General features: G+C 69.4%; 15 protein-coding genes and 1 tRNA gene. 7 read left to right on the top strand and 9 right to left on the bottom strand.

All coding sequences use genetic code 11. The features are described 5' to 3' along the window. The first annotated feature begins 8 nt into the window (after positions 1–8). Both nadA and NKG98_RS15925 read left to right on the top strand, forming a co-directional pair. On the top strand, positions 9–1,142 hold the full coding sequence (gene nadA, locus NKG98_RS15930) for a quinolinate synthase NadA (RefSeq protein ID WP_254767082.1): 1,134 nt from the start codon (positions 9–11) through the stop codon (positions 1,140–1,142). Between the two features lies 1 nt (position 1,143). Next, positions 1,144–2,691: an L-aspartate oxidase gene (locus NKG98_RS15925; RefSeq protein WP_254767081.1), complete on the top strand. Its 1,548-nt coding sequence runs from the start codon at positions 1,144–1,146 to the stop codon at positions 2,689–2,691. On the opposite strand, the gene NKG98_RS15920 is transcribed toward NKG98_RS15925, so the two are convergent. Further along, on the bottom strand, positions 2,692–2,844 hold the full coding sequence (locus tag NKG98_RS15920; protein ID WP_254767079.1) for a hypothetical protein: 153 nt from the start codon (positions 2,842–2,844) through the stop codon (positions 2,692–2,694). A gap of 125 nt (positions 2,845–2,969) precedes the next feature. Between NKG98_RS15920 and nadC the strand changes: the two genes are divergently transcribed. The 4 genes from nadC to NKG98_RS15900 all read left to right on the top strand — a co-directional run bounded on the left by nadC (position 2,970) and on the right by NKG98_RS15900 (position 6,756). Then, complete coding sequence (nadC, locus tag NKG98_RS15915; protein ID WP_254767077.1) at positions 2,970–3,782, top strand: carboxylating nicotinate-nucleotide diphosphorylase; 813 nt, start codon at positions 2,970–2,972, stop codon at positions 3,780–3,782. Between the two features lie 292 nt (positions 3,783–4,074). After that, positions 4,075–4,722, top strand: coding sequence for an RNA 2'-phosphotransferase (locus tag NKG98_RS15910; protein WP_254767076.1), 648 nt, complete (start codon positions 4,075–4,077; stop codon positions 4,720–4,722). A 52-nt stretch (positions 4,723–4,774) separates the two neighbouring features. After that, complete coding sequence (locus tag NKG98_RS15905; RefSeq protein WP_254767075.1) at positions 4,775–5,200, top strand: hypothetical protein; 426 nt, start codon at positions 4,775–4,777, stop codon at positions 5,198–5,200. Positions 5,201–5,280: 80 nt separating this feature from the next. Beyond that, entirely contained in the window at positions 5,281–6,756 is a 1,476-nt protein-coding gene (locus NKG98_RS15900) for an aldehyde dehydrogenase family protein (RefSeq protein WP_254767074.1), read from the top strand. Between the two features lie 51 nt (positions 6,757–6,807). On the opposite strand, the gene NKG98_RS15895 is transcribed toward NKG98_RS15900, so the two are convergent. The 7 genes from NKG98_RS15895 to NKG98_RS15865 form a co-directional block, all read right to left on the bottom strand. Beyond that, entirely contained in the window at positions 6,808–7,131 is a 324-nt protein-coding gene (locus tag NKG98_RS15895) for a hypothetical protein (RefSeq protein WP_254767073.1), read from the bottom strand. 279 nt (positions 7,132–7,410) lie between these two features. After that, the gene (locus tag NKG98_RS15890; protein ID WP_254767072.1) at positions 7,411–8,025 is read right to left on the bottom strand and encodes a hypothetical protein; all 615 of its coding nucleotides are present in this window, start codon (positions 8,023–8,025) and stop codon (positions 7,411–7,413) included. A gap of 343 nt (positions 8,026–8,368) precedes the next feature. Continuing rightward, positions 8,369–8,539 (bottom strand): hypothetical protein, encoded by a 171-nt coding sequence (locus NKG98_RS15885; protein WP_254767071.1) that lies wholly within the window; start codon positions 8,537–8,539, stop codon positions 8,369–8,371. A gap of 252 nt (positions 8,540–8,791) precedes the next feature. Then, a tRNA-Leu gene (locus NKG98_RS15880) sits at positions 8,792–8,875 on the bottom strand. 57 nt (positions 8,876–8,932) lie between these two features. Further along, complete coding sequence (locus NKG98_RS15875; protein WP_254767070.1) at positions 8,933–9,274, bottom strand: ferredoxin; 342 nt, start codon at positions 9,272–9,274, stop codon at positions 8,933–8,935. Between the two features lie 111 nt (positions 9,275–9,385). Then, positions 9,386–10,342: an oxidoreductase gene (locus tag NKG98_RS15870; protein ID WP_254767069.1), complete on the bottom strand. Its 957-nt coding sequence runs from the start codon at positions 10,340–10,342 to the stop codon at positions 9,386–9,388. A 228-nt stretch (positions 10,343–10,570) separates the two neighbouring features. Continuing rightward, positions 10,571–11,089: a peptidylprolyl isomerase gene (locus tag NKG98_RS15865; RefSeq protein ID WP_254767068.1), complete on the bottom strand. Its 519-nt coding sequence runs from the start codon at positions 11,087–11,089 to the stop codon at positions 10,571–10,573. Between the two features lie 86 nt (positions 11,090–11,175). On the opposite strand from NKG98_RS15865, the gene NKG98_RS15860 reads away from it, so the two are divergent. Continuing rightward, the gene (locus NKG98_RS15860) at positions 11,176–12,156 is read left to right on the top strand and encodes a succinylglutamate desuccinylase/aspartoacylase family protein (RefSeq protein WP_254767067.1); all 981 of its coding nucleotides are present in this window, start codon (positions 11,176–11,178) and stop codon (positions 12,154–12,156) included. 6 nt (positions 12,157–12,162) lie between these two features. Here NKG98_RS15860 and NKG98_RS15855 read toward each other — a convergent pair whose 3' ends face one another. Further along, positions 12,163–12,924 carry an SDR family NAD(P)-dependent oxidoreductase gene (locus tag NKG98_RS15855; RefSeq protein ID WP_254767066.1) on the bottom strand — a complete coding sequence of 254 codons (762 nt, stop codon included), beginning with the start codon at positions 12,922–12,924 and terminating at the stop codon, positions 12,163–12,165. Positions 12,925–12,962 lie beyond the last annotated feature (38 nt).

The following is a 12,962-nucleotide window of genomic DNA, read 5'->3' as shown; positions in this document are numbered from 1 at the left end:
TGTCAACGATGGCGAAAGTTCACGCGTCGAACCTGGAGACCGAACTGAGTCTGTTCAAGTACGGCCACCTCGAACAGCTCCCGCCGGCGTATCGCGACCTCGAAGAAGACGAGCGAACGGAACGGATCGAGGCGGCACGCGAGGAACTGGGCGACGACGTCGTCGTGCTCGGCCACAACTACCAGCGCCGGGAGGTCGTCGAGCACGCCGACTTCGTCGGCGACTCCTACGGGCTCTCGAAGCGGGCCGCCGAGACCGACGCCGAGTACGTGATCTTCGGCGGCGTGACGTTCATGGCCGAGAGCGCGGACGTCATCACCGACGACGACCAGACGGTGATCCTCCCGAGCATGGAGGCGTCGTGTCCGATGGCCGGGATGGCCGAGGCCCTGCAGGTCGACGCCGCGTGGGCCGAGATCACCGACGCGGCGCCGGACGCGAACATCGTCCCGGTCACCTACATGAACTCCTACGCGGACCTGAAGGCGTTCTGTGCGAGTCAGGGCGGCCTCGTCTGTACGTCCTCGAACGCCCACCGCGCGTTCGAGTGGGCCTTCGAGCGCGGCGACACGGTGCTCTTCCTGCCCGACAAGCACCTCGGCGAGAACACCGCCTATCGGCTGGGAGTGGAAGACCGCATCGCCGAGTGGGACCCGTGGGACCCCGAGGGCAAAGACCCTGCGGAGGTCGCCGACGCGGACGTGATCCTCTGGGACGGCTACTGTCAGGTTCACGAACGGTTCACCGACGAGCACGTCGCGGCGATCCGTGAGGAACACCCCGACGCGAACGTGGTCGTCCATCCCGAGTGTCGCCGCGAGGTCGTCGAGGCCGCGGACGTCGTCGGCTCGACGAGCACGATCCGCGAGACGATCGCCGACGCCGACCCCGGCGAGACGTGGGCGGTCGGCACCGAGATCCACCTCACCCGCCACCTCCGGCGCTGGCACCCGGAGGTCGAGGTCCTGCCGCTCTGTGGCGACGCCTGCATGGATTGCAACGCGATGCGCCAGATCGACCCCAACTACCTGACGTGGGTGCTCGAGGAACTCGCCGAGGGACGGGAACGAAACGTGATCGAGGTCGACCCCGAGGAGGCGGAACTCGCGAAGGTCGCGCTCGACCGCATGCTGGAGGTCTGAGATGACCGGCACACGCGAAACGACGGACGTCCTCGTCGTGGGCAGTGGCATCGCCGGCTGTGCGGCGGCTCTCGCCGCCGCGCGCGAGGGCGCGGACGTGCTCGTCCTGACGAAGGCGAGCCGTCCCGACGACGCCAGCACCGACTGGGCACAGGGCGGCATCTCGACGACCCGGGGCGATCCGGAGAGCCTCAAACGGGACGTCGTCGCGGCAAGCGACGGCACGGCCGATCCCGACGCGGTCGACGTGCTCGTGTGCGAGGCCGACGACGCCGTCGAGGACGTGCTCGTCGACACCCTCGGGGTCCCCTTCGACGAGACCGACGACGGTGCGTTCGACTACGCGCGCGAAGCGGCCCACTCCGAGCGTCGCATCCTCCACGTCGACGCCGCGACGGGCCGGCACGTGCTGCGGCCCTTCCTGACCTACCTCGACGGCCACGACCGGATCGAGATGCGACAGGAGACGGCAGCGCTCGAACTGATCGCCCGCGAGGGCCGCGTCCACGGCGTCGTCACGGACGACGACCCGGTCGGCCGTCCGGTCTACGCCGGCGCGACGGTCCTCGCGACCGGCGGGATCGGCGCGCTCTACTCGCGGTCGACCAACCCCGACGGCGCCACCGGCGACGGCATCGCGATGGCCGCGCTGGCGGGCGCGGACGTCGCGGACATGGAGTACGTCCAGTTCCACCCCACCGCCTACGCGGGGGACGAGACGCGACGCGGCGACCCCGCGGCGCGGGACGACACTTTCCTGCTCTCCGAGGCGCTGCGCGGCGACGGCGCCGTCCTCCGGAACGCCGACGGCGAGCGGTTCATGCCCGACTACCACCCCGACGCCGACCTCGCCCCGCGGGACGTCGTCGCCCGCGCGGTCGCCCGCGAGCGCGAGCGAACCGGCGAAGTCGTCCTCGACGTGAGCCCCCTCGACTTCGCGGCCGACTTCCCGAACGTCGCCGCGACGTGTCGCGACCGTGGGATCGACGGCGACGAGATTCCCGTCGCCCCCTGCGAGCACTTCCTCTGCGGCGGGGTCGACGTCGACGACTGCGGCCGGACGAACCTCGACGGGCTCTACGCCGTCGGCGAGTGCGCCCGGACGGGCGTCCACGGCGCGAACCGACTCGCCAGCACGAGCCTGCTGGAGGGGCTCGTCTGGGGGCTGCGCGCCGGCGAGGACGCCGCCGGAACGGGCGCGGAGCCCGAACTCGTGGAGGCGCCCGAACTCCGGGACAGCGACCCCGACCTGCCCCCGCGCTTCGCCGCCGAGAAGTTCGCCCGCCTGCGGCGGACGGTGGACGAGGCGCTCGGCCTCGAACGCGACCCCGACGAGGTCGCCCGCGCGAGCGCCGTCCTCCGGCGGCTCAAGGGCGAGGTCGCCGCCTACGTCCGCACCCGGACCGCCCGCGACCTCTACGAGCTACGAAACGCCAGCGTCGTCGCGCTGCTGATCGCGCGGGCGGCGAGCGAGAACCCGGAGTCGACGGGCTGTCACTACGTCGTCGACGGGGACGAGCGGGAGCCGGTCGCCGGCGGACAGCCCTGATCAGTCGAAGTCGGCCGGACTCCGGGCGATGAGCAACTGCGCGCCGTAGTACGTCGCCGTGATCAGGACGGCCGCGACGACGTAGCCGGCGCCGGCGAGGACGACCGCCGCCGGGAGCCACGCCGGGCCGGAGTCAGCATGGCGAGCGGTCACGCGACCGGCACGTGAACGTACCCGTTCGTTCGCCGGTGGCCGCGCCGCCCCGTTCGGCGAGCGGACTCCGGGCACGTCGTCGAAAACGGGTCGTTTATCGGCGGCCCGGTCGACGGCCCAGCTACATGATCACCGACGCACAGGTCGAACGCTGGCTCCGCGAGGACGTCGGCCACCACGACGTGACCAACGACGTTCCGGGCGAGACGACCGGCCGCCTCGTCGCGACGGAGGCGGGCGTCGTCGCGGGCCTCGACGCCGCGAGCGCGGTCTTCGACTACCTCGGCGTCGACGTCCGCGAGCGCCTCGCGGACGGCACCGCGGTCGAACCGGGCGACGACCTCCTCCGCGTCGAGGGGCCCGCCCGCGAGGTGCTCCGGGGCGAACGGGTCGCCGTCAACCTCGCGGCCCACGCCTCGGGAATCGCGACGCGGACGCGAGCGGTCGTGGACGAGGCCCGGGCCGAATCGCCCGACGTGCGGATCGCCGCGACCCGCAAGACCACCCCGGGCCTCCGCGGCATCGAGAAGCGCGCGGTCGTCGCCGGTGGCGGCGACACCCACCGGCTCGACCTCTCGCACATGGTCATGGTCAAGGACAACCACGTCGTCGAACTGGGCCTCGAAGGCGCGGTTTCGCACTTCCGCGAGCGCGTCTCGTTCGCGACCAAAATCGAGGTCGAGGTGGAGTCCGTCGAGGACGCCCCGCGAGCGGCCGCGGCCGGCGCCGACGTCGTCCTGCTCGACAACGTGACGCCCGCCGAAACGCGGGACGCCGTCGACCTGCTCGCCGACTACGACGTCCTGTCGGAGGTCAGCGGCGGCATCACGCTCGAGACCGTCGCCGACTACGCCGCGACCGGCGTCGACGTCGTCTCGATGGGGTCGCTGACCCACTCGGCGCCGGCGCTCGACCTGTCCTTTCGAACCGGCGAGTGACCCACCCGTCGGGCGACCCACGTCGGCGGTGCCGTCGCCGGCGTCTTCGGCAGCCGACTCGTCACGTTCGGCCGGGCCGTCGGCAGCGTCTTCGTCGGCCTCCACGTCGCCGCTCGGTCGTCTCCCCGGCCGCTGCCGACCACACCGGAGAGCGGCGCCGGGCGGTCGCGACTCGGGACCGAAACCGCACCCGCCGTCGGACGGGAGACCGATCCCGCGCCGACCGACGCCGTCGGATCGACCGACCGGTGACGCCGAGCGAATTTTCCCGCTCGAACGCCGACGACCGGGCGTGACCGAGCCGATCCGCGCCTGCGACGAGCACGGCCCCTTCGAGGGCGAGGCCTGTCCCGCCTGCGAGTCGAGCGGCTCTCCGGTGCTCTCGGGCCAGCGGCGTCGCCGGCTCTCGACGTTCCTCAGCGGGGCGCTCCGGCACTTCCCCGACGACGTCGGCCTCGCCCTCGACGACCACGGCTGGACCGAGTACGACGCGCTCGTCGGGGCGGCCGAACGGAAGTACGACTGGGCGCGACCCGAGCACGTCGCCGCGGTGATCGCGACGGACCCGAAGGGGCGGTTCGAGCGCGCCGACGGCCGCGCCCGGGCCGCCTACGGCCACTCCGTCGACGTCGCCCTCGAACCGACGGACGCGCCGGTCCCCGACGAACTCTATCACGGGACGGCCCCCGAGAACCTCGACGCGATCCGCGAGGAGGGGTTGCGGCCGATGGCCCGCCGGCGGGTGCACCTCTCGGGCGACCGCGAGACGGCGCGGCGCGTCGGGCGCCGCCACGCCGACGACCCGGTCGTGCTCGCCGTCGACGCCGCGGGGATGCTCGCGGACGGCCGCCGGATCGCGAAGCGAGGCGAGGGGACGTACACGACCGGGCCGGTGCCGCCGCGGTACCTCTCGGCGGCGCGACCGGGCGGAGACGAGTGAGAACGGGAACAGGTCACGAAGATATAACTTCCTCCGATCGAAACCCGGCCGCATGAGCGACGCCGACTCCTACGGGAGCGACGAGCCGTTCGCCGACAGCCTCCTCACGCCCGAGCACATCGCCGCGGTCGCCGGCGCGTTCGACGTGCCCGTCTTCGCGTACGTCGCTTACCTGCTGTTCGAGGAGCCGGCGTTCGGCGCGCTCGTCGGCCTCCTCGTCGGCGGGGGGACGTACCTGTTCCTGCCGTACTTCATGTACGCGGAGGCGGCAGACGACGCGGCCGAACGGACGCGGACATCGACCCGGCCCGACCGCGGGTTCCACCGCACCGCGGCCGGCCTCGCGCTCGCGCCGGCCGGCATCCTGTTGCTGGCGTGGCGGTTCGCCTCCGACGACGTCCTCGTCGGCGTCGCCGCCGTCGTCGTGATCGCGGCGGTCGTCTACGCCGCGTTGTCGCGGGTCGTCCCGCGCGCGTAGCGGCGGCGAGCGTCGGGCACGGGAACGGGTTGCGCCTTCCGGTGTGGGACTTTTTCGCGGTGCGGTGGTAGGCCGCCCGCATGACCGACGACCTTCCGCTGACCCCCGACGCGGGCTGGAACGCGCTCTACCTCGACGGCGAGTGGACCGGCCCCGGCGACCGCGACCTGATCGACGTCGAGAACCCCTACACCCGGGAGGCGATCGCCGCCGTCCCCGCCGGCACGAGCGAGGACGTCGACGAAGCCTACGGGATCGCCGCCGAGGCCCAGGCGTCGTGGGCCGCCCAGCCGCCCCAGCGGCGGGCGGGCGTCGTCGAGGCGGCGATCGAGCACGTCACCGAGAACTGGGAGGGGATCCTCGAACTGCTCGCGGTCGAGGCGGGCAGCACGCGGGTCAAAGGCGTCGCCGAGTTGCAGACCGCGAAGGGGATGATGCAACAGGCCGCGAGCTACCCGTTCCGGATGAACGGCGAGCACGCCGACTCGATCGTCCCCGGCAAGGAGAACGTCGTCGAGCGCGTCCCGGCCGGCGTCGTCGGCGTCATCTCGCCGTGGAACTTCCCGCTGCACCTCTCGATGCGCGCGGTCGCGCCGGCGGTCGCCGCCGGGAACGCGGTCGTCCTGAAGCCGGCGTCGAACACGCCGATCACGGGTGGCCTGCTGCTGGCGCGGCTCTTCGAGGAGGCCGGCCTCCCCGACGGGGTGTTGAACGTCGTGACCGGCAGCGGCTCCGAGGTGGGCACCGCGATGGCCGAACACCCGACCCCGCGCGTGCTCGCGTTCACGGGATCGACCGAGGTGGGCGAGACGGTCGCCGCGAAGGCCGCGGGCAACTGCGCGCTGCCCGCGCTCGAACTCGGCGGCAACAACGTCCACGTCGTCACCGACCGCGCGGACCTCGACCGGGCCGTCGACGGCGCCGTCTTCGGCTCGTTCATGCACCAGGGGCAGGCCTGCATCTCGATCAACCGCCACCTCGTCCACGAGGAACTGTACGACGAGTACGTCGAGCGCCTCGTCGAGCGCGCCGAGGCGCTGCCGACCGGCGACCCGACCGACGAGGAGACGGTGATCGGCCCCGTCATCGACGAGACCCAGCGCGACACGATGCTGGAGTTCGTCGAGGAGAGCGTCGACGCGGGCGCGACCCTCGAGACGGGCGGCGACGCCGACGGCCTCGTCGTCGAACCGACGGTGCTCTCGGCCGTCGACCCCGAGATGGAAGCCGCGTGCAACGAGCACTTCGGCCCCATCGCGCCGGTGATCCCCTTCTCCGAGGAGGACGAGGCGATCGAGGTCGCAAACGATACGGTCCACGGGCTCTCGGGGTCGGTTCACTCGCAGGATCTCGAACAGGCCCGCCGGATCGCCGACGGGATCCACACGGGGATGATCCACGTCAACGACCAGCCGATGAACGACGAGCCACACGTCCCGTTCGGCGGGATGAAGGAGTCCGGCCTCGGCCGGTACAACGCCGAGTCGATCCTCGACGAGGTGACGACGACGAAGTGGATCTCGATCCAGCGCGAGCCCCGGGAGTACCCGTTCTGAGCGGCGGGGCCGCGAGGCTGGGTCGGCGAGGACGGCCGAAGGACGAGGGCCTTACCGGCCGGGCGCGCCGTACTCGACGTGGACCGTCGGCGCGCTCGCGGAGTCGGGCAGCGCGACGCCGTTCCAGTCGACGACGCGCACGTTCGCCATCTCGCCGGCGAAGCGGAAGCGCGTGACGCCGACGTCGATCGCTCCCTCGGCGGTCGTCCCCGAGACGACCGTCGCCTCGGCGAGCGGGTCGTCGGCGACCATCTCGATCTCGCCGTCGACGGTGATCTCGAAACTCGCGGGGACGCCCCGGCCGACGATCGTCACGAGGTTCGGCAGTTGGTCGTCTTCGTCGTGTTCGGTCAGTACCGGCGTATCGCGTGCCATACCATGCGAACTCGACTATCGCGGTATAAGCTTTGCCTTCGAATTAACGCTAGGAGCGTGAGAAATATATCGTCTCGTGCGACAGGTTCGCGGAATTTTTTCGATTCGTTCACCGAACTTTCTACGATCGCGCGCGGCGGGCGACCGGTCACGCGGAGGCCGACCGCGGACGACGCCTACGGCCGTTCGAAGCGTCGTACGCTCGTCGTGGCGGGCACCGTCCTCCTCCGCGCTCCCCGGTCGTTTCGTAGAACGTGGCCAGTCGACGGACCCGTATAGCTACTGTTCGGCGGCTATCTCCCGTATCACGGTTTCACACCGTTCGAATATCTCCTCGTTTCGTCTCTCCACGTGCGGACCGAACTCGTCACCGGCGGCGAGTGGTTCGACCGTCTCGCCGTTTGCCCTCCCGAGTACCACGACGGGGGACAACGTATCCGGATCGTTCAACTGGATCACGGACTCGGATTCGACGGTATCGTCCGACTCGTACGAGTTCTTGACCGTCGCCGCGTACATGTCCAGATTCTCGTAGATGTGTCGCAGATTGTATTCGGTGCCAGCGAACCCGAGCGTAAATCGCACGAGATCCGTGGGGCGTTCGTGGGAACTCCCGTCGAAAAAGAACTCCCGCATCCTGTTGAACTGTCGGATGATCTCGTTCGCACCGGTCGCCTGCCGCACCGCGTATTCGGACTTCAACTCGTAGACGAATCCGTTGGCGTTTGGCCGACCGTCGTTCTCCTCGACGATGTACAGGTCGGCCACCCCACGGTTGCCGTAGTGGTTGTAATGGGCTTCGGGATAGGCGTCGAAGTCGTACTCCATTATCTCGCCCAACTGTCGATGTTCGTCGATGATCGAGTTGGCGAGTTCGTCCTCCGTAATTCCCATTGCCGGACCGTACTGCTGGAGATATAATCAATGGTGGCGTTGTGGGACGGCCGTCGGTCCGCGTCGTCACGCCAATACGTGTCGACTCGTGTTCTTTGCCGGTCGTCGGTGGATGGTGGCCGACGTCGTTATGAGTTGCATATGATAGTAACAGCAGTTAGAATTTGGTCAGGATTCTACGTGAACCTCGTGTTCAGTACGGGCGAAGGAATTGCTGGAGTGGCCCACCTACTCCCCGGATTGCTGTCAGAAACGGCGCGCTGAATACAGGGCGTACATCTATCACCAACTACTCAAGTCAATTGACCAACCTCACTGCATCGGCGGTTGGCGGGGGAGCGTTTCACTCTTCCTCAACGGTCGAGACGTCCTGCCACGACGACTCACCGAAGAACGTCTGTAGCGCCCCGAGAACCCCCAAGTACGTCCCAAAGAGGACGATTACGAACGGGACTATGAGCGCCAGCACTGAACTACCGAGTGTGTCGATTCCGAACACTTGGAGGGGCGTCATATCATGCGGTAGACTCCACTTTTGCATAATATTGTCGAAATTGAGCACAACTAATTCGTATCTGTGACTTCTGGAAGTGACCGATATGCGCTCTGTATTCGGCACGGCTCACTCTTTCACCGTCGTTCGAGTCGGCATGCGAGGGAAGGGATTTGAACCACGCCCGAGAACCTGCCCGCTTCGCTCGCAGAACCTCGGTCTAGTTCAAATCCCACGTCCGCACTCGGCGCTCACGAAAGAGTGAGCGCCGAGTGCGAGGGAAGGGATTTGAACCCTCGGACCCCTGCGGGAGCGGGTCTTAAGCCCACCGCCGTTGGCCTGCTTGGCTACCCTCGCGCAGAACGCGGTCGGGAGTAGATGCCGGTGTGGGATGTGCATTTCGGTGTCCGCCGGTCACCAGTCGACGCTCAGCGTCCCGTCGCCGTGAGGGTCGGGCGCGACCTCCTCGTCGGCGCGGCGGTCGACGACGTGGATGCAGCCGTCGCCTTTCTTCGCCGGGCAGGCCTCCGCGGCGCGGACGTTCTCTTCGAGGTCGTCCTCGCCGACGAAGTACGTCTTCGCTCGCGCGAGGCCCGTCTGGACGTCCATCTCCCAGTTGTCGGCGACCTCGGCGCACTTGCCCGCCCCGAAACAGCGGTTCGCCTCGAAGATGATCTTGTACGGTTTCTCCTCGACGGGCGGCGCGTCGCTCGAACCGACGTCGCTGGCGCGTTGAATGCCCTCGTCGTCGCTCATTACGTACCCCTTGGCGTGCGTCACCTTTCGCGTTACGATCGGCGACTCGACCATCCGAAGCCGAATCGCCGGTGCAAGAGCCGACCCCCCAACAGCGCCGGGGTAACCCGACTAGACGGTCGCTTCGTCGATCGTCGGTTTCGGGAGATCGTACTCCACCCCGGTCAGGTCCCGCGACACCCGCCACAGTCGGCGCGCACTCTCGCGATCGTGCGATCGGTCCGAAGACAGCTGGCGCTCGGGTGCGCCGCGCATGTTCAAAACGCCGCCGGGGCCGTAGTACGCGCCGCCCTCGACATCCGGCGCGGACGCGGCGTACAGGGTCGGCAGCGCGCCCTGCTCGGTCGACTGGGCCAGCACGGCGTTCATGACCGTCATGATCGCTTTCCGGACCCGCTGGCCGCGCTGTTCTGGGCCGCGGAACTGGAGGTTGGTACTCGCATAGCCCGGGTGGACGGCGACGCTCAGGGCGTTCACGTCCGCGGCGCGGAGTCGCCGCTCGAGTTCGTACGCGAACAGCACGTTCGCCAGTTTCGACTGGGCGTAGGCGTTCCAGCCGTCGTACGATCGTTCGCCGTGCAGGTCGTCGAAGTCGATCTCGCCGCGCTCGTGCATCCGGCTGGAGACGGTGACGATCCGCGACTCCCGATCGCCGTCGTCGCCGAGCAGGTTCTCGAGCACCAGCCCCGTCAGCGCGAAGTGGCCGAGGTGGTTGACGCCGAACTGCATCTCGAACCCGTCGTCGGTCTCCGATCGCGGGATCGCCATGACGCCCGCGTTGTTGACCAGACCGTCGATCGGCTCGTCGCCGAGACGGTCGGCGAACGCCCGGATCGAGTCGAGACTCGCCAGATCACACGCCTCGACGCGGAGATCGGCGTCGGGAACGTCCTCGCGGACGTCTCGGGCGGCCGCCTCGCCCCGATCGACGCTCCGACAGGCCATGATCACGGTGGCCCCGTTGCGTGCGAGTTCGCGGGTGGCCTCCAGTCCGATACCGCTATTTGCGCCCGTGATGACGATCGTTCGGCCGCTTTGATCGGGAACGTCCGCGGCTGTCCAGTTCATACCGCTCCTCCTGGTCCGTCGACACTAAACCTATACGTCTCCGGCGATTCACACAGGGAACTCGACGCAGCGTCGGCGCTCGTTGTCGCCCCGTCGACGATCGGGTGCTCGCCCTGCGACGGGCGGCGGTTCGTTTCGCGGCCCGGCACGGACGATCGTCGTCCGGTAGGCGTTCGCGTCGGCATCGATCGGCTGACGTGACGGAAAAACGGTCGGCGAACCGGGTGATTACTCGTAGTCGACCGTGACCGATTCGAGGACGACGTCCTCCTTCGGGCGGTCGTTGGCGTCGGTCTCGACGGAACCGATCTCGCGGACGACGTCCATGCCGTCGATCACCTCCCCGAAGACGGAGTGGCGGTCGTCGAGGTGCGGGGTGGCGTCGAGCGTGATGAAAAACTGCGAGCCGTTGGTGTTGGGCCCCGAGTTCGCCATGCTGAGGGTCCCCTCGGAGTCGTGACGGAGTTCGTCGTGGAACTCGTCGTCGAAGGTGTAGCCGGGGCCGCCGCGGCCGGTCCCGGTCGGGTCCCCGCCCTGGATCATGAAGTCGTCGATGACGCGGTGAAAGAGCACGTCGTCGTACAGCGGTCGGTCGGTGACGCGCTCGCCCGTCTCCGGGTCGGTCCACTCGCGCTCGCCCGTCGCGAGACCGACGAAGTTCGCGACCGTCCGCGGCGCGCGCTCCTCGAAGAGTTCGACTTCGACGTCGCCTTCGCTCGTGTGCAGCGTGGCCGTTGGATTCGCCATATCACCGCGGAGGACGGGCGGCGTGAAAACGGTGGTGGTCCGGGCCGCCCCGCACGTACATATCCTCCGCTGTCGAAACGTAGCCCATGAGCGGCGGCAGCCACGGCCACGACGCGACGGAGGTGACGCTCGCGACGCTGCCCTCGGGCGTGGACGTGACGACGACGGTCCACGCCTACGAGGGCGGCGAGGGCGACCCGACCCTCTACGTTCAGGCCGCCCAGCACGGTCGGGAGGTCAACGGGACGGAGGTGCTCCGGCGGTTCCACGACCGCCTCCCGCTGTCGGCGCTGTCGGGGACCGTCGTCGCCGTCCCGGTCGCGGACCCGCTGACCTTCGACCGCGTCTCCTACACGACGCCGGAGGCGCTCGACAGCGTCAACCCGAACATGAACCGCGTCTGGCCGGGCGACGAACACGGCTCGATCCACCAGCGGATGGCCGCCCGCCTCTGGGAGTACGTCGGCGAGGCCGACGCCGTCGTCGACCTCCACACCGGCAGCCCGCTGATGTACCCCCACGTCGTCTACCTCGAAGGCGACGCCGACTCCCGGGCGCTCGCGGAGGCGTTCGGCACGGACCTGCTGCTGGCGGAGGCCGCCGGCGACGACGCCTCCGAGGAGTGGCACCGCCGGGGGTTCGCCGGGAAACTGCGGGTCGCCGCCGCCCGCGAGGGGATTCCCTCGATCACGCCCGAACTGGCGTACAACAGGCGGATCCTCGAAGAGGCCGTCGAACTCGGCGTCGAGGGGTTGCTCGACGCCCTGCGACACCTCGGGATGCTCCCCGGCGAGCCCGCCGACCGGCCACAGACCGTCGCCCGCGACCACCTCGGGAAGGTCAAGGCGGCGGCGTCGGGGCTGTTCCGCCCGAACGCCGACCTCGAACTCGGGGCCGTCGTCCCGTCGGGGACCCCCGTCGGCACCGTCTACGACCCGACGACCTACGAGCCCCTCCACGAGGCCGCGACCGACCGCGAGGGGGTCCTCTACGTCCACCGCCGGGAGGCGACCGTCCGTGCCGGCGACCAGCTCGCGAGCGTCGCGATCCCACAGGAGCGGGAGTGACGGCGCTCAGCAACTCGAGTAGCCGCCGTCGACGACCAGCCCGTGGCCGGTGACGAACGAGGCCTCGTCGCTGGCGAGAAACAGGATCGCGTCGGCGACCTCCTCGGGTTCGCCGAACCGTTTCAGCGGGTACTGACGCTCCATGCGCTCGCGGGCCGCCTCCGGGTCGTCGTAGCCCGCGAGCATCGCCTCGACGAGGCTCGTGTCCGTAAACCCCGGGCAGACCGCGTTCGCGCGCACGCCGTGGGGGCCGGCCTCGGCCGCGATCGCCCGCGTCATGTTGAGCACCGCGCCCTTGCTCAGCGAGTACGCCGCCTGCTTGGGGAGGCCGACGAAACTCGCCAGCGAGCCGACGTTGACGATCGCACCCTCCCCGCGCGCCTTCATGTGCGGCAGGGCGGCGTGACAGCCGTTCCAGACGCCCTCGACGTTCACCTCGAAGACGTAGTCGCGGATCGAGTCGTCGGTCTCCTCCAGCGCCGACGGCGGGTGGCCGACGCCGGCGTTGTTGACCAGCACGTCCAGCCCGCGCTCCGCTTCGACGGCGTCTACCACCTCGTGGACGCGCTCGCCGTCGGTGACGTCGAGTTCCGCGAACTCGGCGGCGCCGCCGGCCGCCTCGACCCGCTCGACCGTCTCCTCGCCGCCCGCGGTATCGACGTCCGTGACGACGACGTGGGCGCCCTCCTCGGCGCACCGCGTCGCGGTCGCGCGTCCGATTCCCGATCCCGCTCCCGTTACGAGCACCGTCTTGCCATCGAGTCGCATGGTCCGTGGTCGCGGGGGTCGCACATAAAATCGTTCAT

The sequence above is a fragment of the Salinilacihabitans rarus genome (assembly GCF_024296665.1).
In the GTDB taxonomy this organism is placed as follows: domain Archaea; phylum Halobacteriota; class Halobacteria; order Halobacteriales; family Natrialbaceae; genus Salinilacihabitans; species Salinilacihabitans rarus.
The sequence above is the reverse complement of the archived record's forward strand: the minus strand, read 5'-3'. Positions and strand labels throughout refer to the sequence as shown.